At 69.5% G+C, this 21018-nt stretch carries 24 protein-coding genes and 1 tRNA gene; 16 read left to right on the top strand and 9 right to left on the bottom strand.

What is annotated here, in order from left to right:
• Window positions 1-16: 16 nt before the first annotated feature.
• Genes cobT through HUW10_RS15585 form a run of 3 tightly spaced genes read right to left on the bottom strand, consistent with a single transcriptional unit; the run spans window position 17 to window position 3549 of the window.
• Window positions 17-1885: a cobaltochelatase subunit CobT gene (gene cobT / locus HUW10_RS15595; protein ID WP_174504321.1), complete on the bottom strand. Its 1869-nt coding sequence runs from the start codon at window positions 1883-1885 to the stop codon at window positions 17-19.
• Entirely contained in the window at window positions 1885-2901 is a 1017-nt protein-coding gene (gene cobS, locus HUW10_RS15590; protein ID WP_174504320.1) for a cobaltochelatase subunit CobS, read from the bottom strand. Before cobS ends, cobT begins: the two co-directional genes overlap by 1 nt.
• Window positions 2902-2961: 60 nt before the next feature.
• Window positions 2962-3549: a J domain-containing protein gene (locus tag HUW10_RS15585; RefSeq protein WP_174504319.1), complete on the bottom strand. Its 588-nt coding sequence runs from the start codon at window positions 3547-3549 to the stop codon at window positions 2962-2964.
• Between the two features lie 74 nt (window positions 3550-3623).
• On the opposite strand from HUW10_RS15585, the gene HUW10_RS15580 reads away from it, so the two are divergent.
• Both HUW10_RS15580 and HUW10_RS15575 read left to right on the top strand, forming a co-directional pair.
• Window positions 3624-3917, top strand: coding sequence for a BolA family transcriptional regulator (locus HUW10_RS15580; RefSeq protein ID WP_174504920.1), 294 nt, complete (start codon window positions 3624-3626; stop codon window positions 3915-3917).
• On the top strand, window positions 3914-5134 hold the full coding sequence (locus tag HUW10_RS15575; RefSeq protein WP_255540124.1) for an MFS transporter: 1221 nt from the start codon (window positions 3914-3916) through the stop codon (window positions 5132-5134). The genes HUW10_RS15580 and HUW10_RS15575 overlap by 4 nt, the downstream gene beginning before the upstream one ends.
• Here HUW10_RS15575 and HUW10_RS15570 read toward each other — a convergent pair.
• Window positions 5106-5900, bottom strand: a complete 795-nt coding sequence (locus HUW10_RS15570; protein ID WP_174504318.1) for an enoyl-CoA hydratase-related protein — start codon at window positions 5898-5900, stop codon at window positions 5106-5108. The two genes, HUW10_RS15575 and HUW10_RS15570, sit on opposite strands and share 29 nt — an antisense overlap.
• A gap of 89 nt (window positions 5901-5989) precedes the next feature.
• Between HUW10_RS15570 and HUW10_RS15565 the strand changes: the two genes are divergently transcribed.
• The 9 genes from HUW10_RS15565 (at window position 5990) to HUW10_RS15525 (ending at window position 11519) form a co-directional block, all read left to right on the top strand.
• Window positions 5990-6937: an isoaspartyl peptidase/L-asparaginase family protein gene (locus tag HUW10_RS15565; RefSeq protein WP_174504317.1), complete on the top strand. Its 948-nt coding sequence runs from the start codon at window positions 5990-5992 to the stop codon at window positions 6935-6937.
• Window positions 6938-7013: 76 nt separating this feature from the next.
• Window positions 7014-8057: an aspartate-semialdehyde dehydrogenase gene (locus HUW10_RS15560; protein ID WP_174504316.1), complete on the top strand. Its 1044-nt coding sequence runs from the start codon at window positions 7014-7016 to the stop codon at window positions 8055-8057.
• Window positions 8058-8115: 58 nt separating this feature from the next.
• Window positions 8116-8191: transfer RNA gene (locus HUW10_RS15555), tRNA-His, on the top strand.
• Between the two features lie 26 nt (window positions 8192-8217).
• Window positions 8218-8808, top strand: a complete 591-nt coding sequence (gene mobA / locus HUW10_RS15550; RefSeq protein ID WP_174504315.1) for a molybdenum cofactor guanylyltransferase MobA — start codon at window positions 8218-8220, stop codon at window positions 8806-8808.
• The gene (locus tag HUW10_RS15545; RefSeq protein WP_174504314.1) at window positions 8802-9440 is read left to right on the top strand and encodes a MarC family protein; all 639 of its coding nucleotides are present in this window, start codon (window positions 8802-8804) and stop codon (window positions 9438-9440) included. The genes mobA and HUW10_RS15545 overlap by 7 nt, the downstream gene beginning before the upstream one ends.
• Window positions 9441-9535: 95 nt before the next feature.
• Entirely contained in the window at window positions 9536-9880 is a 345-nt protein-coding gene (locus HUW10_RS15540; protein WP_174504313.1) for an integration host factor subunit beta, read from the top strand.
• Window positions 9855-10196, top strand: coding sequence for a LapA family protein (locus HUW10_RS15535; RefSeq protein WP_174504312.1), 342 nt, complete (start codon window positions 9855-9857; stop codon window positions 10194-10196). The genes HUW10_RS15540 and HUW10_RS15535 overlap by 26 nt, the downstream gene beginning before the upstream one ends.
• A gap of 1 nt (window position 10197) precedes the next feature.
• Entirely contained in the window at window positions 10198-10902 is a 705-nt protein-coding gene (gene pyrF, locus HUW10_RS15530; RefSeq protein ID WP_174504311.1) for an orotidine-5'-phosphate decarboxylase, read from the top strand.
• On the top strand, window positions 10902-11519 hold the full coding sequence (locus HUW10_RS15525; protein WP_174504310.1) for a phosphoribosylanthranilate isomerase: 618 nt from the start codon (window positions 10902-10904) through the stop codon (window positions 11517-11519). The genes pyrF and HUW10_RS15525 overlap by 1 nt, the downstream gene beginning before the upstream one ends.
• Before the next feature lie 28 nt (window positions 11520-11547).
• Here the strand turns inward: HUW10_RS15525 and mutM are convergent, their stop codons facing one another.
• On the bottom strand, window positions 11548-12375 hold the full coding sequence (gene mutM, locus HUW10_RS15520; RefSeq protein WP_174504919.1) for a bifunctional DNA-formamidopyrimidine glycosylase/DNA-(apurinic or apyrimidinic site) lyase: 828 nt from the start codon (window positions 12373-12375) through the stop codon (window positions 11548-11550).
• A 28-nt stretch (window positions 12376-12403) separates the two neighbouring features.
• On the opposite strand from mutM, the gene HUW10_RS15515 reads away from it, so the two are divergent.
• The 3 genes from HUW10_RS15515 to dut are packed head-to-tail and all read left to right on the top strand — an operon-like array spanning window position 12404 to window position 14810.
• Entirely contained in the window at window positions 12404-13153 is a 750-nt protein-coding gene (locus HUW10_RS15515; RefSeq protein ID WP_174504309.1) for a class I SAM-dependent methyltransferase, read from the top strand.
• Complete coding sequence (coaBC, locus tag HUW10_RS15510) at window positions 13141-14349, top strand: bifunctional phosphopantothenoylcysteine decarboxylase/phosphopantothenate--cysteine ligase CoaBC (protein WP_174504308.1); 1209 nt, start codon at window positions 13141-13143, stop codon at window positions 14347-14349. The genes HUW10_RS15515 and coaBC overlap by 13 nt, the downstream gene beginning before the upstream one ends.
• Window positions 14346-14810 (top strand): dUTP diphosphatase, encoded by a 465-nt coding sequence (gene dut / locus HUW10_RS15505; RefSeq protein WP_174504307.1) that lies wholly within the window; start codon window positions 14346-14348, stop codon window positions 14808-14810. Before coaBC ends, dut begins: the two co-directional genes overlap by 4 nt.
• Window positions 14811-14923: 113 nt before the next feature.
• Here dut and HUW10_RS15500 read toward each other — a convergent pair.
• The 4 genes from HUW10_RS15500 to HUW10_RS15485 all read right to left on the bottom strand — a co-directional run bounded on the left by HUW10_RS15500 (window position 14924) and on the right by HUW10_RS15485 (window position 18847).
• A protein-coding gene (locus tag HUW10_RS15500) for an IS5 family transposase (protein WP_371808631.1) occupies window positions 14924-15678 on the bottom strand; the annotation gives its coding sequence in 2 pieces (ribosomal slippage) (window positions 14924-15355 and window positions 15358-15678; 753 coding nt in all).
• Window positions 15679-15843: 165 nt separating this feature from the next.
• Entirely contained in the window at window positions 15844-16647 is an 804-nt protein-coding gene (locus HUW10_RS15495) for an SDR family NAD(P)-dependent oxidoreductase (RefSeq protein WP_174504306.1), read from the bottom strand.
• Entirely contained in the window at window positions 16644-18185 is a 1542-nt protein-coding gene (locus HUW10_RS15490; RefSeq protein WP_174504305.1) for a cryptochrome/photolyase family protein, read from the bottom strand. Before HUW10_RS15490 ends, HUW10_RS15495 begins: the two co-directional genes overlap by 4 nt.
• The gene (locus HUW10_RS15485) at window positions 18185-18847 is read right to left on the bottom strand and encodes a DUF6134 family protein (RefSeq protein WP_174504304.1); all 663 of its coding nucleotides are present in this window, start codon (window positions 18845-18847) and stop codon (window positions 18185-18187) included. The genes HUW10_RS15490 and HUW10_RS15485 overlap by 1 nt, the downstream gene beginning before the upstream one ends.
• Window positions 18848-19008: 161 nt before the next feature.
• Here HUW10_RS15485 and HUW10_RS15480 point away from each other — a divergent pair, with 161 nt between their 5' ends.
• Window positions 19009-19530, top strand: coding sequence for a histidine phosphatase family protein (locus tag HUW10_RS15480; RefSeq protein ID WP_174504303.1), 522 nt, complete (start codon window positions 19009-19011; stop codon window positions 19528-19530).
• Window positions 19531-19667: 137 nt separating this feature from the next.
• Window positions 19668-20987 carry a citrate synthase gene (gene gltA, locus HUW10_RS15475; RefSeq protein WP_174504302.1) on the top strand — a complete coding sequence of 440 codons (1320 nt, stop codon included), beginning with the start codon at window positions 19668-19670 and terminating at the stop codon, window positions 20985-20987.
• Window positions 20988-21018 lie beyond the last annotated feature (31 nt).

Raw genomic sequence — 21018 nt, 5'->3', positions numbered from 1 at the left:
GCGGCCGCGCCGCGCCTCAGGCGACCAGCGGGGCGCGGAGGGCGGCGGTGCGGGCCCAGCTTTCGGCGGCGTCCTGGTCGAACAGTTCGGCGAGTTTCTTCATCATCGTGCCGCCGAGTTCCTCGGCATCGACCAGGGTGACGGCGCGGCGGTAGTAGCGCGTGACGTCGTGGCCGATGCCGATGGCGACGAGTTCGACGAAGTCGCGGCTTTCGATGTCGCGGATCACGTCGCGCAGATGGCGTTCGAGGTAGCTGCCCTGGTTGACCGAGAGGGTGGAATCATCGACCGGCGCGCCATCGGAGATCACCATCAGGATGCGGCGGTGCTCGGGCCGGGCGCAGAGGCGACGATAGGCCCAGGCCAGGGCCTCGCCGTCGATGTTTTCCTTGAGCAGCCCCTCGCGCAGCATCAGGCCGAGATTGCGGCGGGCGCGGCGCCAGGGCTCGTCCGCCGCCTTGTAGATGATGTGGCGGAGGTCGTTCAGCCGGCCGGGATTGCGCGGCTTGCCGTCCGCCACCCATTTCTCGCGGCTCTGCCCGCCCTTCCAGGCGCGGGTGGTGAAGCCGAGGATTTCGACCTTCACCGCGCAGCGCTCCAGCGTGCGGGCGAGAATGTCGCCGCACATGGCGGCAACCGAGATCGGCCGGCCGCGCATCGAGCCGGAATTGTCGATCAGCAGGGTCACCACCGTGTCGCGGAATTCCATCTCGCGCTCGCGCTTGAAGGAGAGCGGCAGCAGCGGGTCGGCAACGACGCGGGCGAGGCGGCCGACATCGAGCAGGCCTTCCTCGAGGTCGAAATCCCAGGCGCGCTGCTGCTGGGCGAGCAGGCGGCGTTGCAGGCGGTTGGCGAGCTTCGAGACCACGCCGTGCAGATGCTGGAGCTGCTGGTCGAGCTGCTGGCGCAGGCGGGAAAGTTCCTCGGGATCGCAAAGCTGGGCGGCGCTGACCTCCTCGTCGAAGGCGCGGGTATAGGCGTGGTAGGCCGCGCCGCTCTCGTCCTCGACCGGCTTGCGGCGCTGCTGCGGGCCGGCGGGCGCCTCGTCCGGCGCGGCGGCGGAATCGTCGTCGGTCTCCTCGTCGGCCTCGGCGTCGGAGGCTTCGGATTCGAGCTGGTCCGGCGCCTCGGCGAGTTGGTCCTGATCGTCCTCGCGGGTCTGCGGCTCGCCCTCGCCGGAATTCTCCTGCGCGAGGGACTGCTCGCCCTGCTCGCCCTGTTCCTCGCTGTCCTCGCCCTCCTCGGCCTCGGACTCCGCCTCGGCGAGGTCCATCACCGCGAGCAGGCGGCGGGCGGCGCGGGCGAAGGCATCCTGGTCGGCGCGTTCGGCGGCGAGTTCGTCCAGCGCGCGGTCGGCATCGCCGGTCAGGGTGTCACGCCAGAGATCGAGAATATGGCGGGCCGATTCGGGGATCGAGGCCGGGTCCATGCGCTGGCGGGCCAGCAGGCCGAGCGCCTGGGCGGTGGAGAGCTGCTCGGCGCGGCTCATCCGGTCGAGCCCCTCGGCCTCGGAATCCTCGTTCAGCTTGCGCTGGAGATTGGCGGCGACGCCCTGCATGTGGGCGGCGCCGACGATTTCGACGCGGGCCTGTTCCAGCGCGTCATAGGCATCGCGGGCGTCGCGGGCGACCGGGGCGCGGGCGGCGTGGATGGCGTCGTTGTGATGGCGCAGGCGCAGCGCCATCGCATCGGCGATGCCGCGCAGCCGGGCGATCTCGGCCGGCGGCAGGGCACGGGTCGGCGCCGGCAGGCGGGCGCGCTTGCCGGCGAGGCCCGCCGCCCCCGGCTGATAGGCGACCTGCACCTCGTCCGACCCCGCGATGGCGCGCATGGCGCCGGCGGTCGCGCGCTTGAATTCCTCGCTGCGGGAGGGTTCGGCCGGCATCAGGCGCCGCGGCGGGGATGCACGCCGGTTTCAACCTCCGTGTTGAAGCAGCGCTGGTAATATTCGGCGACGGTGGCGCGCTCGGCCTCGTCGCACTTGTTGAGGAAGGTAAGGCGGAAGGCGAAGCCGACATCGTTGAAGATGCGCGCGTTCTCGGCCCAGGTGATGACGGTGCGCGGGGACATCACGGTCGAGATGTCGCCGTTGATGAAGCCGGCACGGGTGAGATCGGCCAGGGCGACCATGCTCTCGATCCGCTTCTTCTCCGCCGCGTCCGCCTCGGTGATGCCGAGCTTGGCCATGACGATGGAGACTTCCTGGCCATGCGGCAGGTAGTTCAGCGTGGCGACGATGTTCCAGCGGTCCATCTGGCCCTGGTTGATCTGCTGGGTGCCGTGATAGAGGCCGGTCGTGTCGCCGAGGCCGACCGTGTTGGCGGTGGCGAAGAGGCGGAAGGACGGATGCGGGCGGATCACGCGGTTCTGGTCGAGCAGGGTGAGCTTGCCCTCGACCTCCAGCACGCGCTGGATCACGAACATCACGTCCGGCCGGCCGGCATCGTATTCGTCGAACACCAGCGCGCAGGGGTGTTGCAGCGCCCAGGGCAGCAGGCCTTCGCGGAATTCGGTAACCTGCTTGCCGTCCTTCAGCACGATTGCGTCCTTGCCGACGAGGTCGATGCGGGAGATGTGGCTGTCGAGATTGACGCGGATGCAGGGCCAGTTGAGGCGGGCGGCGACCTGCTCAATATGCGTCGACTTGCCGGTGCCGTGATAGCCCTGGATCATCACCCGGCGGTTGAGCGCAAAGCCGGCGAGAATGGCGATGGTGGTCTCGGGGTCGAAGCGGTAGCTCTCGTCGGTCTCGGGGACGTGTTCGGTGCGCTCGGAGAAGGCCGGGATGTCGAAGCCGCAATCGACGCCGAAGACTTCGCGCGCCGAGACGGTGCGGTCCGGCAGGTTGATTGCCGAGGTCGGCGTGCCGCGGGTCTCGGCGAGTGCAGCGATATTGTTCATCGGTCGTTCATCCTCACAGCTCGGGGTCAGACTACTCGCCATGGCGCGGCGCGCAAGGGATCAGGCGCCGGCCGCGGCGCGGGGCTGCCCCTCGGCCGGCAGGCGGGCACGCAGCGTCGCGTAGGCGAGGTTGATCGTCTTCAGGCGTTCTTCGGCGCTGCGGTCGCCGCCATTGGCGTCGGGGTGGTGGCGCTTGGCAAGCTCCTTGTAGCGGGTGCGCACCGCCTCGCGGGTAACCGGCCAGGCGAGGCCGAGCACATCCAGCGCCTCGCGCAGTTCGGGCGGGGCGCGCTCGGGCTCGGGGCGGCGGGCGCGGCCGATGCCGGAAAAGGCGGCGAGTTCGGCCTCCACCGCCTCGCCCACGGCGCCGGCGCGGCCGAGTGGCCAGGTCGGCCGCTGCCAGGCGGTGTCGGCGCGCAGATGCGCCTCGATCTCGCCGGGGCTCATGCCCTTGTAGTAATCCCAGCCGGCATTGTAGGCGCGGACATGTTCAAGGCAGAACCAGTGCCAGTCGCGCAGATTGTCGCGCGAGCGGGGGGCGCGGTATTCGCCCGGCTTGTCGCAATCGGGCATGTCGCAGGCGCGGCCCGGGGCATCCGGGTCGGGCGCGAAGGCGCGCACGCGGCGGGTGGTCCGGGTCATGGGCATAGTCTCGTCATGTCCGCTAATTTGCCCTTTGTCGGCGTCTTGGCAACCGGGCGACGGCAGCGCACAATCCACCCATGACATCACGATCCGACAGAATCCGCACGATCCTCGGCGAACGCTTCGCCCCCGACCTGCTCGACCTGAAGGACGACAGCGCGAAACACGCCAGCCATATCGGCCGGATGACCGGGCCGGGACACGCGCCGGAGGCGGGCGAGACGCATTACCGGCTGCGGATGGTGGCCGGCGCGTTCCGGGGGATGAACCGGGTGGCGCGGCAGCGGGCGGTGAACGAGGCGCTGAAGGCGGAGTTCGAGACCGGGCTGCACGCGCTCAGCCTCGACCTCAAGACGCCGGACGAAGCCTGAACGCGAAACTAGACGCGCCCTCGGGCGCGAAGCCCGGCGCGCTGCTGCTGGACCGGCGCTTCGCGCCGCTGTTCTGGTGCCAGGCCTTCGCCGCCTTCAACGACAATTTCCTCAAGACCGCGCTGGTGGTGCTGATCCTGTACCGCGCGAAGGGCAGCCCTGCGCTGGTGGCGCTGGCGGGCGGGGTGTTCATCCTGCCGTTCCTGCTCTGCTCGGGGATTGCCGGCGAGATGGCGGACCGGTTCGACAAGGCGCGGGTCGCGACATTGGTGAAGGGGATCGAGATCGGGGCGGCGGGGCTCGCGGTGGCGGGGTTTCTCGCCGGCTCGGTGCCGGTGCTGTTCGCTGCCCTGCTCGCCTTCGGGGTGCTGGCGGCGCTGTTCGGGCCGGTGAAATACGGGCTGCTGCCCGACCTGCTGGAGACGGCGCGGCTGCCGCTCGCCAATGCGATGGTGGATTTCGCGACCTTCCTCGCGATCCTGGCGGGGACGGCGCTGGGCGGGCTGCTCGGCGCGCGCGCACCCTGGCTGCTCGGCGCCGTGGTGATGGGGTTCGCCCTGCTCGCCTTCGGGGCGGCGGCGCTGATCCCCCGGCCGGGGGCGGCGCGGCCGGGGCTGAAACTCTCCGCGAGCCCGGTCGCGGCCGCGGCGGATCTGCTGCGCACGCTGCGCGGGGCGGCCCCGCTGTGGCGGGCGGCGCTGGTCAACGCCTGGTTCTGGTTCGCCGGGATCACCTGCATGACGCTGCTGCCGGTGCTGACGCGGACGACGCTGCTGCGCGGGCCCGGCGCGGTGACGCTGGGGCTGACGGTGTTCTCGCTCGGGATCGGCGCGGGGAGTTTCCTGGCAGCGTCACAGCTGCGCGGGCGGATCGCGCTGGCGCCGGCATGGGGCGGGACGGTGGTGGTCGGCATCACGGCGCTGGCGCTGGGGGCGCTGGCGGCGGCCGACCGGTTCGGGGTGACGCTGGCGCTGCTGTTCGTCGTCGCCCTCGGCGGCGGGGTGATCGCGGTGCCGAGCTTCGCCGCGGTGCAGGCCTGGGCGCCGGCGGAGGCGCGGGCGCGCGCGGTGGCGGGGACGAATATTCTCTCCGCCGCCGGGATGGTCGCGGCGAGCCTGATCCTTACCGTGCTGCTGCACGCGGGCGCCGCACCAAGCGCGCTGTTCGCGGGGCTCGGCGCGATCGCGCTCAGTCTTGCGCTGGCGGCGCGCCGGTAAATTTCGCCGGACGCTTCTCGCGGAAGGCGGTGACACCCTCGGCGAAATCCGGCGTGCTTCCCATGCGGCGCTGCAAGTCGCGCTCGAGATCGAGCTGGGCGTCGAGCCCGTTGGCGCCGGCGGCGTTGAAGGCGGCCTTCATCGCGGCGAGCGCCTGGGTCGGGCGGGAGGCGAGATCGGCCGCGACCGCGAGGGCGGCGGCGAGGAAGCCCTCGTCGGGCAGGCAGCGCCAGATCAGCCCCCAGTCGGCGGCCTGGCGGGCGGTGATGGTCTCGCCCAGCATGGCAAGGCCGCGGGCGCGGGCATCGCCCACCGCGCGGGGGAGGAAATGGGTGCCGCCGGCATCGGGGATCAGGCCGATGCGGATGAAGGCCTGGGTGAAATTCGCCGCCTCGCAGGCGAGCACGATATCCGCCGCGAGGGCGAGATTGGCGCCGGCGCCGGCGGCCACGCCATTGACCGCGGCGACGATCGGCTTCGGCAGGGCGCGCATGCGGCGGACCAGCGGGTTGTAATGCCGGTCGATCGAGGCGCCGAGATCGCGCGGGCCGCCGCCGAGGGACTGGTTGAGATCGGCGCCGGCGCAGAACCCCCTGCCCTCGCCGGTCAGCAGCACGGCGCGGACCGAGTCGTCGGCCTCGATGGCGGCGAAGGCGGCGGCGAGCGCGTCGTGCACCGCCTCGTTCAGCGCGTTCAGACGGTCGGGCCGGTTGAGCTTCAGCACCCGCACCGCCCCGACGCTTTCCACGATCAGCTCTGCCGCCATTCCTGTTCCTCCCTGCGTTCCGGACGATTAGTGTGCGCCGGCGCGCCGAGTATGGCGAGAACTGACGCTTACGGCAATGAGGAGACGAAATGAGCATCTCGATCGCGATCCATGGCGGGGCTGGCACGATGCGGGCGGCGGACATGACGCCGGAAATGGCCGAGGCGCGGCACGAGGGGCTGCGGCGGGCGCTGCGCGCGGGCTGGGAGGTGCTGAGCGAGGGCGGCGCGGCGGTGGATGCGGTGGCGGCGGCGGTGGTGATGCTGGAGGATGATCCGCTGTTCAATGCCGCGCGCGGGGCGGTGCTGACCGATGCCGGCACGCTGGAGATGGACGCCGCGATCATGAGCGGGGCCGATCGCGCGGCCGGGGCGGTGGCCGGGATCTGCGGGCCGGTGAACCCGGTGCTGGCGGCGCGGGCGGTGATGGAGACGACGCCGCATGTGCTGATGATCGGCGACGGCGCGCTGGCGGTTGCCCGGGCGGCGGGGCTGGAATTCGAGACCGCTTCCTATTTCGAGACGCCGAACCGGCGGGCGGCGCTGGAGATGGAGCTGGCGCGCCGGGCCTCGGGCGCGCCGGACACGCGCTCGGACGCCGACCGGCACGGCACGGTGGGGGCGGTGGCGCGGGATGCGCACGGCCATCTCGCGGCGGCGACCTCGACCGGCGGGATCACCGCCAAGCGCACAGGGCGGGTGGGCGACACGCCGGTGTTCGGCGCCGGCACCTTCGCCGATGACGAGACCTGCGCGGTGAGCTGCACCGGGACGGGGGAGGTGTTCATCCGCTACACCGCCGCTGCCGAGATCGCGGCGCGGCTGCGCTACAAGGGCGAGAGCCTGGCCAAGGCGGCGGCGGACGTGATCGCCGAGCTTGCGCCGCGCGGCGGCGATGGCGGGCTGATCGCGCTCGGCGCCGCCGGGGACCCGGTGATGCCGTTCAATTCGTCGGGCATGTATCGCGGCATGATCGGCGGCGACAGGATGCTGCGGACGGCGATCCACCGCGAGGAATTTCGCGCCGTTGCGGTGTGAGGTGCGGGCATTTCCCTTGCACCTTGCCGGGCGGGACGCTAGCTCGTGCACCAGAATTGGATGAGGATGAAGGCAGATGGCGTATAAAGTTGCAGTTGTCGGGGCGACCGGCGCGGTCGGGCGCGAGATGCTCAAGACGCTTGCGGAACGGAATTTTCCCGCCTCCGAGGTGATCGCCCTCGCCTCCCCGCGTTCGGCGGGGCAGCAGGTGAGCTTTGGCGACGAGGCGATCCTCACCGTCAAGAACCTGGAGACCTTCGATTTCCGCGGGGTGGATTTCGGCCTGTTCTCGCCGGGAGCGTCGATCTCGGCGGTGCACGCGCCGCGCGCGGCCGAGGCGGGGTGCATCGTGATCGACAATACCAGCCAGTTCCGCATGGACCCGGACGTGCCGCTGGTGGTGCCGGAGGTGAACACCCACGCGCTGGAAGCCTTCATGGCGAAGCCGGACTGGCGGCGGATCATCGCCAATCCGAACTGCTCGACCATCCAGATGGTGGTCGCGCTGAAGCCGCTGCACGAGAAATTCGGCATCCGCCGCGTGTCGGTCGCGACCTACCAGTCGGTTTCGGGCGCGGGCAAGGAGGGCATGGACGAGCTGGAGCGCGCGACCAAGGCCACCTACGTCCATGAGGCGACGAAGCCGGAAGTCTTCACCAAGCCGATCGCCTTCAACGTGATCCCGCATATCGACGTGTTCATGAAGGACGGGGCGACCAAGGAAGAGTGGAAGATGACGGTCGAGACCCGCAAGATTCTCGACCCCGATATCGCGGTGTTCGCGACCTGCGTGCGGGTGCCGGTGTTCATCGGCCATGGCGAGGCTGTGCATGTCGAGTTCGCCAACCCGGCGCCGCTGGAGGCGGCAAGGGCGGCGCTGCGCGCGGCCCCGGGCGTGACGCTGTTCGACGAGCGCGAGGATGGCGGCTACGTCACCCCGCTGGAATGCCAGGGCGAGGATGCCGTCTATGTCTCGCGGCTGCGGGTCGATCCGACGGTGCCGCACGGGCTCGGCTTCTGGTGCGTTTCGGACAATCTGCGCAAGGGGGCGGCACTGAACGCCGTGCAGATCGCCGAGACGATCGTCAAGCGCGGGCTGATCGGCAAGAAGGCCGCCTGATTATCCGGGAAGGCCGATTGACGAGACCGCGTCGATCGGCCTAAACCTCCGTGCGTTGGCGGACGTAGCTCAGCTGGTAGAGCGCCAGGTTGTGGTCTTGGATGTCGTGGGTTCGAGCCCCATCGTTCGCCCCATCTTTTTTGCCCTTGGCAATTCCCTCATGACAGATCGATCGGGTTCTCATCTGCGGGCGGTGATCCTGGCCGGCGGCGCCGGGCGGCGGCTCGGCGGGGTAGACAAGGCGCTGTTGATCCTGCACGGACGAACGATGCTCGATCATGCGATCACGACACTTTCCGGACAGGTCGACGCCGCCGCACTGAGCGCGGCGGGCGATGCGGCGCGATTCGCGCGGTTCGGGATCGAGGTGCTGGACGACGGGCGGCATCGCGGCAAGGGGCCGCTGGCCGGGGTTCTCGCCGGGATGCGCTGGGCGGCGGCCGCGGGCGGCGAGACGCTGCTGAGCCTGCCGGTGGACACGCCCTTCGCCCCGCGCGACCTCGTGGCCCGGCTGGGCGCCGCACCCGCGGTAGCGGCCTCGCTCGGGCGGACGCATCATCTCGTCGCACTCTGGCCGGTGGCGGCGGCCGACGCGCTGGAACGGTTCCTCGACGGGCCAGGGCCGTATCGGGTGGCGGGTTTCGCGGCAGGGATCGGGATGCGCGCGGTGGCGTTCGCGGACGAGCGCGACCCGTTCGTCAACATCAACACCCCGGCCGATCTCGACGCGGCGGAGGCAGCGCGATGCTGAACGCCTTCATCGCCGATTTCCTCTACGCGGTGGTGGCGCTGTTCGTCATCATCGATCCGGTCGGCACCGCGATCATCTTCGCGGCGCTGACCACGCATGACGACGCGGCGAAGCGGCGGACGATCGCGAAACGGGCGGCGCTGATCAGCTTTCTCGTGCTGCTGGTGTTCGGCCTTGCGGGGGAAAAGCTGCTGCGGCTGCTCGGGATCGGGATTCCGGCCTTGCAGATCGCCGGCGGCGCGCTGCTGTTCCTCTCGGCCAAGGACATGGTGACAGCGAAGGGCGAGCTGCGGGCGAGCCGCGAGGAGCGCAGTGCGGCGAGCGAGTCGACCGAGGATATCAGCGTGTTTCCGCTGGCGATTCCGCTGATCGCCGGGCCGGGCGGGATGACCACGATGGTGCTGTTGCATGCCAAGGCGGGGGGGCAGCCGGGGGCGGTGCTGGCCAACGCGCTCGCACTGGCGGCGATGATCGTGGCCACCCTGGTCTCGATGCTGGGCGCGCGGCGGCTGGCGCGGCTGATGGGCACGACCGGGGCGAGCGTGATCGGCCGGGTGCTGGGCATTCTGGTGGCGGCGCTGGCCGCGCAGTTCATCATCGAGGGCACGCAGGCGGCGCTGCATCTCGGCTGAGGCGGAAATCTCAGCCGTTTTCAATATTGTAGATACAATGCGGATTGACCGGACCGGAAGCGTCTGGCACCGTCGCTGCAACGGGAGACGGGCAAATGACCAGATCTGAACTGATCGCCGCGCTGGCGGCGGATCATCCGCACCTCACGCTTGCGGATGTCGAACGCATCGTAACCGCCATGTTCGACCAGATGACCGCAGCGCTTGCCGCCGGCGGACGGGTGGAACTGCGCGGCTTCGGCGCGTTCTCGGTCAAGCAGCGGCAGGCGCGGTCGGGGCGCAACCCCAGGACCGGCGAGACGGTGAAGGTCGACGAGAAGACCGTGCCGTTCTTCCGCGCCGGGCGCGAATTGCGCGAGATGGTCAATGCGGGCATGAAACCGCTCGAAGCCGGGGCGGATGATGGCGCGGACGATGACGACGACGAGGACGAGGAGTAGACCGCTGAAGACGATCCGGCTCAGTCTCGGGGCGCTGGTATTGCTGGCGCTGGTGATTTTCCTCCTGTCGAACCGGGTGCCGGTGAGCGTGGCGTTCTTCCCGTTCGGCACGCTCGGCTCGGCGGTGCTGGGCGCGATCGTGCTGATCGCCTTCGGGCTCGGCGTGTTGCTGGGCATGCTGATCCATCTGCCGCGGCGGATGCGGGCGCAGCGCCGGGCGAAGCGGGCCGAGCGCCAGCTTGCCGCGATGCAGGCGCAGCCGCCGGCACAAGCAGCACCAGCGGACGAGACGATCAGCCTGCCGCCGGCCGCCTGAGATGGGCACGGCAGGAGATGGCGCGCGGCGGCTGATCGCCGCGATCGACACGCCTTCGCGCGAGGAGGCGACGCGCCTGATCGGCGCCGTCGGGCCGCATTGCGGGCTGGTGAAGCTGGGGCTGGAGGCGTTCTGCGCGGTCGGGCCAGCGCTGCTGGAGGCCGCAGCGGGGCATGACGTGTTTCTCGATCTCAAGCTGCACGACATTCCGAACACGGTCGCCGGGGCGGTGCGCGCGCTGCTGCCGCTGCGCCCGGCGATGTTGACGGTGCATGCATCCGGCGGCAGCGCCATGATCGCGGCGGCCCGGGAGGCCGCGGAAGCGGCAGGAGCGGCGCGGCCGCGATTGCTGGCGGTGACGGTGCTGACGAGCCTTTCGGCCGGTGCGCTGGCGGAGACCGGGGTTGCCGGCGGGCCGCGCCAGCAGGTGCTGCGGCTGGCGCGGCTGGCCCTCGCCGCCGGGGCGGACGGGCTGGTGTGCAGCGCCAACGAGATTTCCATCCTGCGCGACGCGTTCGGCGCCGATCCGGTGCTGGTGGTGCCGGGAATCCGGCCGGCCGGCGCCGATCATGGCGACCAGGCGCGGGTGGCGACGCCGGAAGCGGCGATCGCGGCGGGGGCAAGCTATATCGTGGTCGGCCGGCCGATCACCACGGCCGCCGATCCGGCGGCGGCGGCGGCTTCCATCGCCGCGTCGATCGGCTGATGGCGCGGGCGAAGATCTGCGGGCTGCGCACACGGGAGACCTGGCTGGCGGCGACCGATGCCGGGGCGGACTGGGTCGGGTTCGTGTTCTTTCCCCGCTCGCCGCGATTCGTCACGATCGAGGCGCTGAAGGCAATCGGCGCCGATGCGCGGGTGCCGAGAGTGGGGCTGTTCGTCGCCCCCACACCCGAAGCGATCGAGGCGGTGCTGAAGGTGCAGGATCTCGAAGTGCTGCAGATTTATGCCGGCGCGAAAGAGTGCCGGGCGATGCGGGCGCGGTTCGGCGCGAGATTGTGGCGGGCGGTAGGGGTTTCAAGCACCGCCGACCTGCCGCGCGACGATGAGGGACTCGACGGGTTCGTCATCGAATCGAAGCCGCCGCAGGGTGCTGACCGGCCGGGCGGCAATGCCACCGCGTTCGACTGGGCGGTGATGCAGGGCTGGCGGGCCCCCGCCCCGTGGCTGCTGGCGGGCGGATTGACGCCGGCGAACGTGGCCGGGGCGGTGCGCGCGAGCGGGGCGGCGGCGGTTGATGTGTCTTCCGGGGTGGAAAGCGCGCCGGGGGAGAAATCAGTGCCGCTGATCCGGGATTTCGTCGCGGCGGCGCACGCGGCCTGAGGCCGGGCCGGCGGTTGCCCGGCGCGGGCTATTTCTGGGTGCGGGCGCAGAAATAGGTGGCGCGGCCGGACTGGACCGTGCGGCTGATTCCCGCACAGACGTCCGGGCCGGGGCAGCGTTCGCAGGGCTTGCCGGCGCGGTCGTAAACCTTCCAGGCATGCTGGAAATAGCCGAGTTCGCCGGAGGGCTGGACATAGTCGCGCAGCGATGAGCCGCCGGCGGCGATGGCGTCGGTAAGTGTTGCCTTGATCGCCGGCACGAGGCGCCCTGCCCTGCCCCGCCCGATCGTGCCGGCGAGGCGGTGCGGGAGGATGCCGGCGCGGAACAGCGCCTCGCTCACATAGATGTTGCCGAGGCCTGCGACGATCGACTGGTCGAGCAGCGCCGCCTTGATCGGGGTTTTCCTGCCCGCGAGGGCATCCGCGAGGGTGGCAGGCGAAAACGCATCCTCGAGCGGTTCGGGGCCGAGGCCGGCGATCAGGCGATGGGTATCCTCGGCCTCGGTCGCGACGAGATCGAGCGCGCCGAAGCGGCGGGGATCGACGAAGCCGATCACGGCGCCATCGTCGGTTTCGAGGGTGAGGTGCTGGTGCGGCAGCGGGGCGGAATCGATCGTCATCCGGCCGGACATGCCGAGATGGATCAGCACCGACAAAGCGCGGTCGAGCCGCATGAACATGTATTTGCCGCGGCGGCGGAAACCCTCGATGCGGGCGCCGGAGAGGAACTGCACGAACCCCTCGGGGATCGGCCAGCGCAGGTCGGGCCGGGCGAGCACGACGCGGGCGAGGCGGCGGCCTTCGAGCTTCGCGGCGAGGCCGCGCATCACGGTTTCGACTTCGGGGAGTTCCGGCATGGTGCGTTTGGGGCTATAGCCTGAGCCCATGGCCGATACCAGCAGCGAGACCGTCGATTTCGGGTTTTCCACCGTGCCGCGCGGCGAGAAGCGGCACAAGGTGCGGGAGGTGTTCGACAGCGTCGCCGGGCGCTACGACATCATGAACGACCTGATGTCGCTCGGCGTGCACCGGCTGTGGAAGCGGGAATTCGTCGGGATGATGGACCCGCGGCCGCACCGCACCCTGCTCGATCTTGCTGGCGGGACCGGGGATATTTCGCTGCGCTGGCTCGCTGCCGGCGGCGGGCCGGTGCTGATGACCGACATCAACGAGGCGATGCTGCGCGTCGGCCGCGGACGGGCGGAGGAGCAGGCGCGGATCGAGGAGATCGCCTTCGCGGTGGCGGATGCCGAGGCGCTGCCGGTTGGCGATGGCAGCGTCGATCGGGTGTCGATCGCGTTCGGGCTGCGCAACTGCACCGACAAGGACCGGGTGCTGGCCGAGGCGCGGCGGGTGCTGAAGCCGGGCGGGCGGTTCTTCTGCCTGGAGTTCTCGCGCTTGCAGGTGGCGGCGGCGCAGCCGCTTTACGAGAAATGGTCGTTCGTGGCGCTGCCGGCGATCGGCGCGCGGGTGGCGCAGGACCGCGAGAGTTACCAGTATCTCGCCGAGAGCATCCGCATGTTCCCCGACCAGGAGACGCTGGCGGGGATGATGCGGCGGGCGGGATTCGAACGGGTGGCCTATCGCAACCTGAGCGGCGGGATCGCGGCGATTCATTCGGGATGGCGGCTGTGAGCGCACGCCTTGCCGGGCGGCTTGTGCTGATCGTCATCGGCGGGGGGATCGCGGCCTACAAGGCGCTGGAGCTGATCCGGCTGATCCGCAAGGAGGGCGGCGCGGTGCGCGCGGTGATCACCGCCGGGGGAGAGAAATTCGTCACCCCGCTTTCGGTGCAGGCGCTGTGCGAGGACCGGGTGCATACCGAGCTGTTCTCGCTGACCGGCGAGAGCGAGATGGGGCATATCCAGCTCTCGCGCAGCGCGGATCTCGTGGTGGTGGCGCCGGCCTCGGCGGATCTGCTCGCGAAGATGGCGGCAGGGATGGCCGATGACCTGGCTACCACGCTGCTGCTCGCGACCGACAAGGAGGTGCTGGTCGCCCCGGCGATGAACGTGCGGATGTGGACGCATCCGGCGACGGTGGCGAATCTGGAGACGCTGCTTCGGCGCGGGGTTTCGGTGGTCGGGCCCGAGGAGGGGCCGATGGCCTGCGGCGAGTTCGGGCCGGGGCGGCTGGCGGAGCCGGCGGCGATCCTGGAGGCGATCGTCGCCCGGTTCGATGGCGAACAGACGCTGGCCGGTAGGCACGTGGTGGTGACCAGCGGGCCGACGCATGAGCCGATCGACCCGGTGCGCTACATCGCCAATCGCAGTTCGGGAAAGCAGGGCCACGCGATCGCCGCGGCGCTGGCGCGGCGCGGCGCGCGGGTGACGCTGGTCTCGGGGCCGGTGGCGCTGGCCGATCCGGCGGGGGTGGCGGTCGTGCGGGTCGAGACGGCGCTGGAGATGCGCGCGGCGGTGCTTGCCGCCCTGCCCGCCGATGCCGCGGTGTTCTGCGCCGCGGTCGCGGACTGGCGGGTCGAGGCGCAGGGGCGGAAGATCAAGAAGACCGGCGCGCCGCCGGCGCTGACGCTGGTGGAAAACCCCGACATCCTCGCGGAAGTCTCGCGTCTTGCGGGGCACCGGCCGCGCCTCGTCGTCGGGTTCGCGGCGGAGACCGGCGATCTGATCGCGCAGGCGACGGCGAAGCGGGCGCGCAAGGGGTGCGACTGGATCGTGGCCAATGATGTCGGCGCCGGAACCGACATCATGGGCGGCGCCGAGAACGAGGTCGTGCTGATTACCGGCGAGGGCGCCGAGCCATGGCCGCGCGCCGGGAAGGACGCCGTGGCCGACCGGCTGGCGGAGAGGATTTCAGGGATTTTCCAATGACGATTGCAGTTGCCGTGAAGCGGCTGGCGCATGGCGCCGGCCTGCCCCTGCCCGACTATGCCACCGCCGGATCGGCGGGGCTCGACCTGCTGGCGGCGGTCGATGCGCCGGTGGTGATCGCGCCGGGGGCGCGGGCGCTGGTGCCGACCGGGCTCGCCATCGCGCTGCCGCCGGATTTCGAGTTGCAGATCCGCCCGCGCTCGGGCCTCGCGCTCAAGCATGGGATCGTGATTCCCAACAGCCCGGGGACGATCGACAGCGATTATCGCGGCGAGATCCAGGTGATCGTGCTGAATGCCGGAACCGCGGCGTTCGAGGTGACGCGGGGGATGCGGATCGCGCAGGCGGTGCTCGCACCGGTATCGCGGCTGGTGTGGCAGGAGACCGACGATCTCGACCGGACCGCGCGCGAGGCGGGCGGGTTCGGCAGCACCGGGCTCGATTTCCCGATGGGGAACTAGAGCACTTTCCGATCCGATTGGATCGGATGTAGTGCTCTAGCATATTGATAAGTCGAGCATCTTTATCCGATCAGATGATTCCATCCGATCGGAAAGTGCTCTAGGCTCTGGACTCAACTGATCCATGATGTGACGGCGAGGACAAGGCAGATACCTGCGAGGAAATTTCGTGCGGTTTTGTCATATCGTGTGGCGATGGCGCGCCAGTCCTTGAGCCTACAGAAGGCGCGTTCGATGAGATTGCGCTTTCTGTAGGCGACGGGGTCGAAGTGCGGAATGGCGCGGCGGTTGGGCATGGGCGAGATCACCGGCCTGGTGCCTTGGCGGGTGAGGAAGGCGCGAAGATCATCAGCGTCGTAGGCCTTGTCGGCGATCAGCTCTTCTGGTGGCGGTATTGTGGGCAGAAGCGCCCTGGCGCCGCTGATGTCGGAGGCCTGTCCCGGCGTCAGGAGGAGTGCGGCGATGCGTCCCTGCTCATCTGCGACGGCGTGGATCTTGGTCGTCCGTCCACCCCTCGACCGGCCGATGGCCTGGCTTTGCGCCCCCCTTTACCGCCCGCGGCCGCGCGGTGTGCCCGAACCGAGGTGCTGTCCACCATGGCGATGCGCGGCGGATCCGCGCAGGCGACAAGCGCCGCGAATATCTCCTGCCAGAGGCCGCGCTGGCTCCAGCGGTTGAACCGGTTGAACACCGTGGTTCGTGGCCCATAGGCCTCAGGAAGCGCTCGCCATCGCAAGCCCTCGCGAAAGCGATGCAGGATGCCGCTCAGCACCCGGCGGTCATCAACCCGAGGCTTGCCGCCAAGCTTCGGCAGCAATGGTTCGATCGCAGCCCATTGCGTGTCGTTCAGCCAGAAAAGTTCCGCCATGTTCCAAGTCCTCCGAACAGACTTGAATCAGACGCCCCGTAGTCATGGCAATAGGTACAGAACCTAGAGCACGTTCCGATCCATCAGGATCGGAACGTGCTCTATCTTGTTGATAAATAGAGCATCTTTATCCGATCAGATGATTCCATCCGATCGGATGATGCTCTAGCTCTCCGGGTCCAGGTCCGGCTCCGCCCCGCCCTGGGTGCGCGAGCCAGTGAAGCGGGCGACGAGCGGGAAGAAGGCGGCATGGGGCAGCAGGCGCAGGATGCGCAGCGGGCGGGCCAGGCCTTCGGGGAAGGCGATGAGGAACCGCCCGGCATCGAGCCCGCGCATGATGGCGTGGGCGGCAGCGGGGGTTTCCATCAGGAAGGGCATCGGGAAGCGGTTCTGCGCGGTGAGCGGCGATTTCACGAAGCCGGGGCAGATCGCCGAGATCGCGACGCCGTGGCGGTCGAGATCGAATTTCAGGGCTTCGGCGGTGGCGATCAGCGCCGCCTTGGTCGTCGAATAAGAGACCGAGCCGGGCAGTCCGGCGAGGCCGGCGAGCGAGGACATCAGCGCGATCTGGCCGCGCTTGCGGGCGATCATCGCCGGCATCACCAGTTCGAGTCCGTGCGCGGTGCCGAGCAGGTTCAGCTCGACCTGGCGGCGCAAGCGCTCGGCGGTGAAGGTTTCGGCGGTGTCACGCTCATAGGTGCCGGCGTTGAGGATGGCGCGGGCGATCGGGCCGTCGCGGGTGATGGTGTTCACCGCCTCGCGCACAGCGTTGGGATCGGTGACGTCGGCCGGGGCGACGATGATGCGGCTCGGATGGGTTTCGGCGAGGGCGCGAAGCTCGACCTCGCGCCGGGCGGTGATGGCGACGCGCCAGCCCTGTGCGACATGCGCCTCGGCGAGGGCGCGGCCGATGCCGCTGGAGGCGCCGGTGATCCAGACGATGCCGTCGGCGCTGGTGACGGGTTTCACACTCGGTCTCCGTGTTGCAGGCGGCGGCGCAGGTCGGCGGCGCGGTCGCGCAGGGCGCGGCGCTTCGGCTCCGCCATCTTGTGCCATGTCCGCACCGGCATGGCCATGCGCGGATTGGCGGCGAAGCGATCGGCGTGGCGGGCGATGAAATCCCAGTAGAGCGCGTTGAAGGGGCAGGCGCGCGGGCCGGTCGCGTCCTTCACGTCATAGCGGCAGCCGGCGCAGTAATCGCTCATCCGGGCGATATAGGCGCCGGAGGCGGCGTAGGGTTTCGAGCCGACGATGCCGCCATCGGCGTGCAGCGCCATGCCGCGGGTGTTGGGCATCTCCACCCATTCATAGGCATCGGCGTAGACGGCGAGATACCAGCGATCGACCGCATCCGGCGCGATGCCCGCGAGGAGGGCGAAATTGCCGGTGACCATCAGGCGCTGGATGTGATGGGCATAGGCGCGGCGCAGCGTCTGCCCGATCGCCTGCGCCATGCAGCGCATGTCGGTCTCGCCGGTCCAGTAGAATTCGGGCAGCGGCAGCTCGGCGCCGAGGGCGTTCAGCGTCGCGTAGCCGGGCATGTGCCGCCAGTAGATGCCACGGATGAATTCGCGCCAGCCGAGGATCTGGCGGATGAAGCCCTCGACGGCGTTGAGCGGGGCGCGGCCGGCTTCGTATTCCGCCTCGGCGCGGCGGCAGAGATCGAGCGGGTCGAGCAGGCCGAGATTGAGCGGGACGGAGACCAGGGAATGGAACATGAAATCCCGGTCCGCCGCCATCGCGTCCTGCCAGTCGCCGAAGCCGGGGAGACGGCGGGCGAGGAAATCGGCGAAGCCCGCCTCGGCATCGCGCGCGGTGACCGGCCAGTCGAACCCGTCGAGGCTGCCGTAATGACCGGCGAAGCGGGCGGCGACGAGGGCGAGCACCTCGCGGGTTTCGGCCGTGGGCGGGAAGCGCTTCGCTTCGGGGGGCACAAGCCCGGCGGGCAGGGATTTGCGGTTCTCGGGGTCGTAGTTCCACTTGCCGCCGACCGGGTCGTCCCCCTCCATCAGGATGCGGTGGCGGCGGCGCATCTCGCGGTAGAAGAACTCCATTCGGAGCTGCTTCTTCGATCCCGCCCAGGCGGCGAAATCGACGCGGGAGCAGAGGAATCGCGTGTCGTCGCGGATGTCGCAGGGAATGCCGGTCTGCTCCGCCCAGCCGCGCATGGCTTCGAGCACGCGGTATTCGCCGGGTTCGGTGGCGATGATGGCGTCGGGCTTCAGCGCGGCGCAGGCGCGGGCAACCTCGCCGGCAAGCGTGCCGGTATTCGCCGGATCGTCGAGCGCGATGTAGCGGACGGCGACGCCGCGAGCGCTCAGCGCCCTGGCGAAGTGGCGCATCGCCGCGAGGACGAGCGCGATCTTCTGCGGATGATGCGGGACATAGGTGCACTCGCCCATCACCTCGGCCATCAGCACCGTGTCGGCGCCGGGATCGAGACCGGCGAGGGATGCGATGGCGGGGGAGAGCTGGTCGCCCAGGATGACGCGGAGATGGCCGGCCATCAGCCGAGGATCGGGCGATAGGTGATGTGGCCGCGATGGTGGAAGGCGAGGCCGGACCAGGTGTTGGTCTTGTCGTAATAGACTGCGAGGCGGATCGGGCCGGTGAGTTGGTAGCGTGAAGCGGTGACGCTGCCCGAGGGCATGGCGGGCAGGCGGAACCAGCCCTCATGGGTGACGGTCGGCCGGTCGGCATGGCCGGTCTGCATGTTGATCATCGGGCCGTCCAGCATCGCCTTGTTCCAGTAGGTGAGCGGCAGGGCGTCGCGCGGGGCGGTGTAGCGGGCGATGCGGTTGCCGGCGATGACGACGCCTGCATCCGTGCGCTCGACATCGAGGCGGATGCGGGTGCCATCGTTGTCGATGTCGCTGGTGGCGGCGTGGAAGGCGCCGCGCTGCCAGTGTTCGACGATATGGGCGCGATAGGTGAACAGCGGGATGCCGACAAGGCCGACCTTGAGATCGACGTGGTTGTCCACCGTCAGGCTGGTGCCATCGACAAGGAAGCGCAGGCGCTGGACGCCGACATGGCTGCCATTGCGATAGACGTCGAACGCGAGGCTGCGGTGCTGCGGCAGCTTTGGCGGCGTCAGCTTCGGCGGCGTCAGCATGGCGCCGGCTGCCGCCGCGAGAACGCCGCGCCGGGCGATGGGGATATCGGTCATCGGTCCTCCTTCACGGTGTGGCGGTTACGGACGCTGGCGGCGAATGGATGTCGATCCGCCGCCAGCGCAAGGCTCATGTGTGATAAATAGGGAAGCCGCTCTGGATCGCGAGGGCGGAGCCGCGCATAAACGGGCGGCCATTCCCGCCGCGAAAGAAACACATGCACCAGCTCATCCTCATGCGCCACGCCAAAGCCGAACCGGCCAGGGGCGACCAGGCCGATCACGACCGCGCGCTGAGCCCGGCGGGGCGGGCGGCGGCGCAGCGCATGCGCGCCCGGCTGCGGGAGCTGGCGATCGAGCCGGACGTGGTGCTGGTATCCTCGGCGCGGCGCACGCGCGAGACGCTGGACGGCGTTGCGTTCTGGGATGGGCAACCGAACATCGAGGTGCTCGACGGGCTCTACATGGCGCCGGCGGCGCGGATGCTGGAGATGCTGCGCGAGCTGCGCGAGACGATGCTGAGCGTGCTGGTGGTCGGCCATAATCCGGGGCTGCACGAGCTGGCGCTGATGCTGGCCTCGGGCGCGCAGGAGCGCGGCGCGGCGCATGCGCGGCTGGAGGAGGGCTTCCCGACGATGCGGGCCGCCGAATTCCTCGTCCTCACGCCCTGGCGCGAGCTGAAGCCGAAAACCACGCGGTTGCAGCGGGTGATCGACCCGCCTCCCGCAGGTGGTGCATAAGTGTCATGTTGCAGGCGCGAAGGTTGCGCGATCATGCCCGAAGGATTTACAAAACAGTCACCCAGACCGATTAGTCTCGGCACTCGACCGGGAAGCGGATCAGGACGGTTCGACCGGACAGAAGAGGAATCTTGAGCATGAGCAGCACGACCGAAGGCGCGCGCGCGACGCACGCGACGCTTACGATACCCGGAAGCGACAAGACCGCCGAACTCCCGCTCCTGGCCGGCACGCTCGGCCCGCAGGTGGCTGATATCCGCAAGCTCCAGGCGCAGACCGGCATCTTCACCTTCGATCCCGGCTATGGCGAGACCGCCTCGTGCGAGAGCAAGATCACCTATATCGACGGCGATGAGGGGGTGCTGCTCTATCGCGGCTACCCGATCGACCAGCTCGCCGAGAAATCGACCTTTCTCGAGGTCGCGCATCTGCTGGTGTTCGGCGAACTGCCGACGGCCGCCGAGTTCGAGGCGTTCAACCGCGGCGTGACCATGCACACGATGCTGCACGAGCAGGTGCGCCGCTTCTTCGACGGGTTCCGGCGCGATGCGCACCCGATGGCGGTGCTGTGCGGCGTGGTCGGCGCGCTCTCGGCCTTCTATCCGGAAAGCGTCAACGTGAACGATGCGCGGGAGCGCGAGATCAGCGCGTTCCGGCTGATCGCCAAGATCCCGACGATCACCGCCTGGGCCTACAAATATTCGACCGGCCAGCCCTTCATGTATCCGCGGAACGATCTCTCCTATGCGGAGAACTTCCTCTACATGATGAACGCGGTGCCGCCGGAGCCGTATCGGAAGAACCCGATCCTGGAGCGGGCGATGGACCGCATCCTGATCCTGCACGCCGACCATGAGCAGAACGCCTCGACCTCGACCGTGCGGCTCGCCGGCTCGACCGGGGCCAACCCCTTCGCCTGCATCGCCGCCGGCATCGCCGCCCTCTGGGGCCCGGCGCATGGCGGCGCCAACGAGGCGGTGCTCAAGATGCTCGGCGAGATCGGCCACAAGGACAACATCCCGGCCTTCATCGCCGAGGTGAAGGACAAGAACAGCCACACCAAGCTGATGGGCTTCGGCCACCGGGTCTACAAGAATTTCGACCCGCGCGCGAAGATCATGCAGCAGACCTGCCACGAGGTGCTGGGCGAACTCGGGATCAAGCACGAGCCGCTGCTGGAACTCGCGATGGAGCTGGAAAAGATCGCGCTGGACGACGATTATTTCGTGCAGCGCAAGCTGTATCCGAACGTCGATTTCTATTCGGGCATCATCCTCAAGGCGATGGGCTTCCCGACCACGATGTTCACCCCGCTGTTCGCCCTGGCGCGCACCACCGGCTGGATCAGCCAGTGGATGGAAATGATCGCCGACCCGTCGCAGCGGATCGGCCGGCCGCGCCAGCTCTATACCGGTGCCGTGCGCCGCGATTACGTCTCGATCGACCAGCGGGGCTGAGATGATGCGGGATGCGCGCCGGACGGGCGGC

The sequence above is a fragment of the Acidiphilium sp. C61 genome (assembly GCF_905116885.1).
Lineage (GTDB): Bacteria > Pseudomonadota > Alphaproteobacteria > Acetobacterales > Acetobacteraceae > Acidiphilium.
This window is presented reverse-complemented; position numbering and strand designations above follow the sequence as displayed.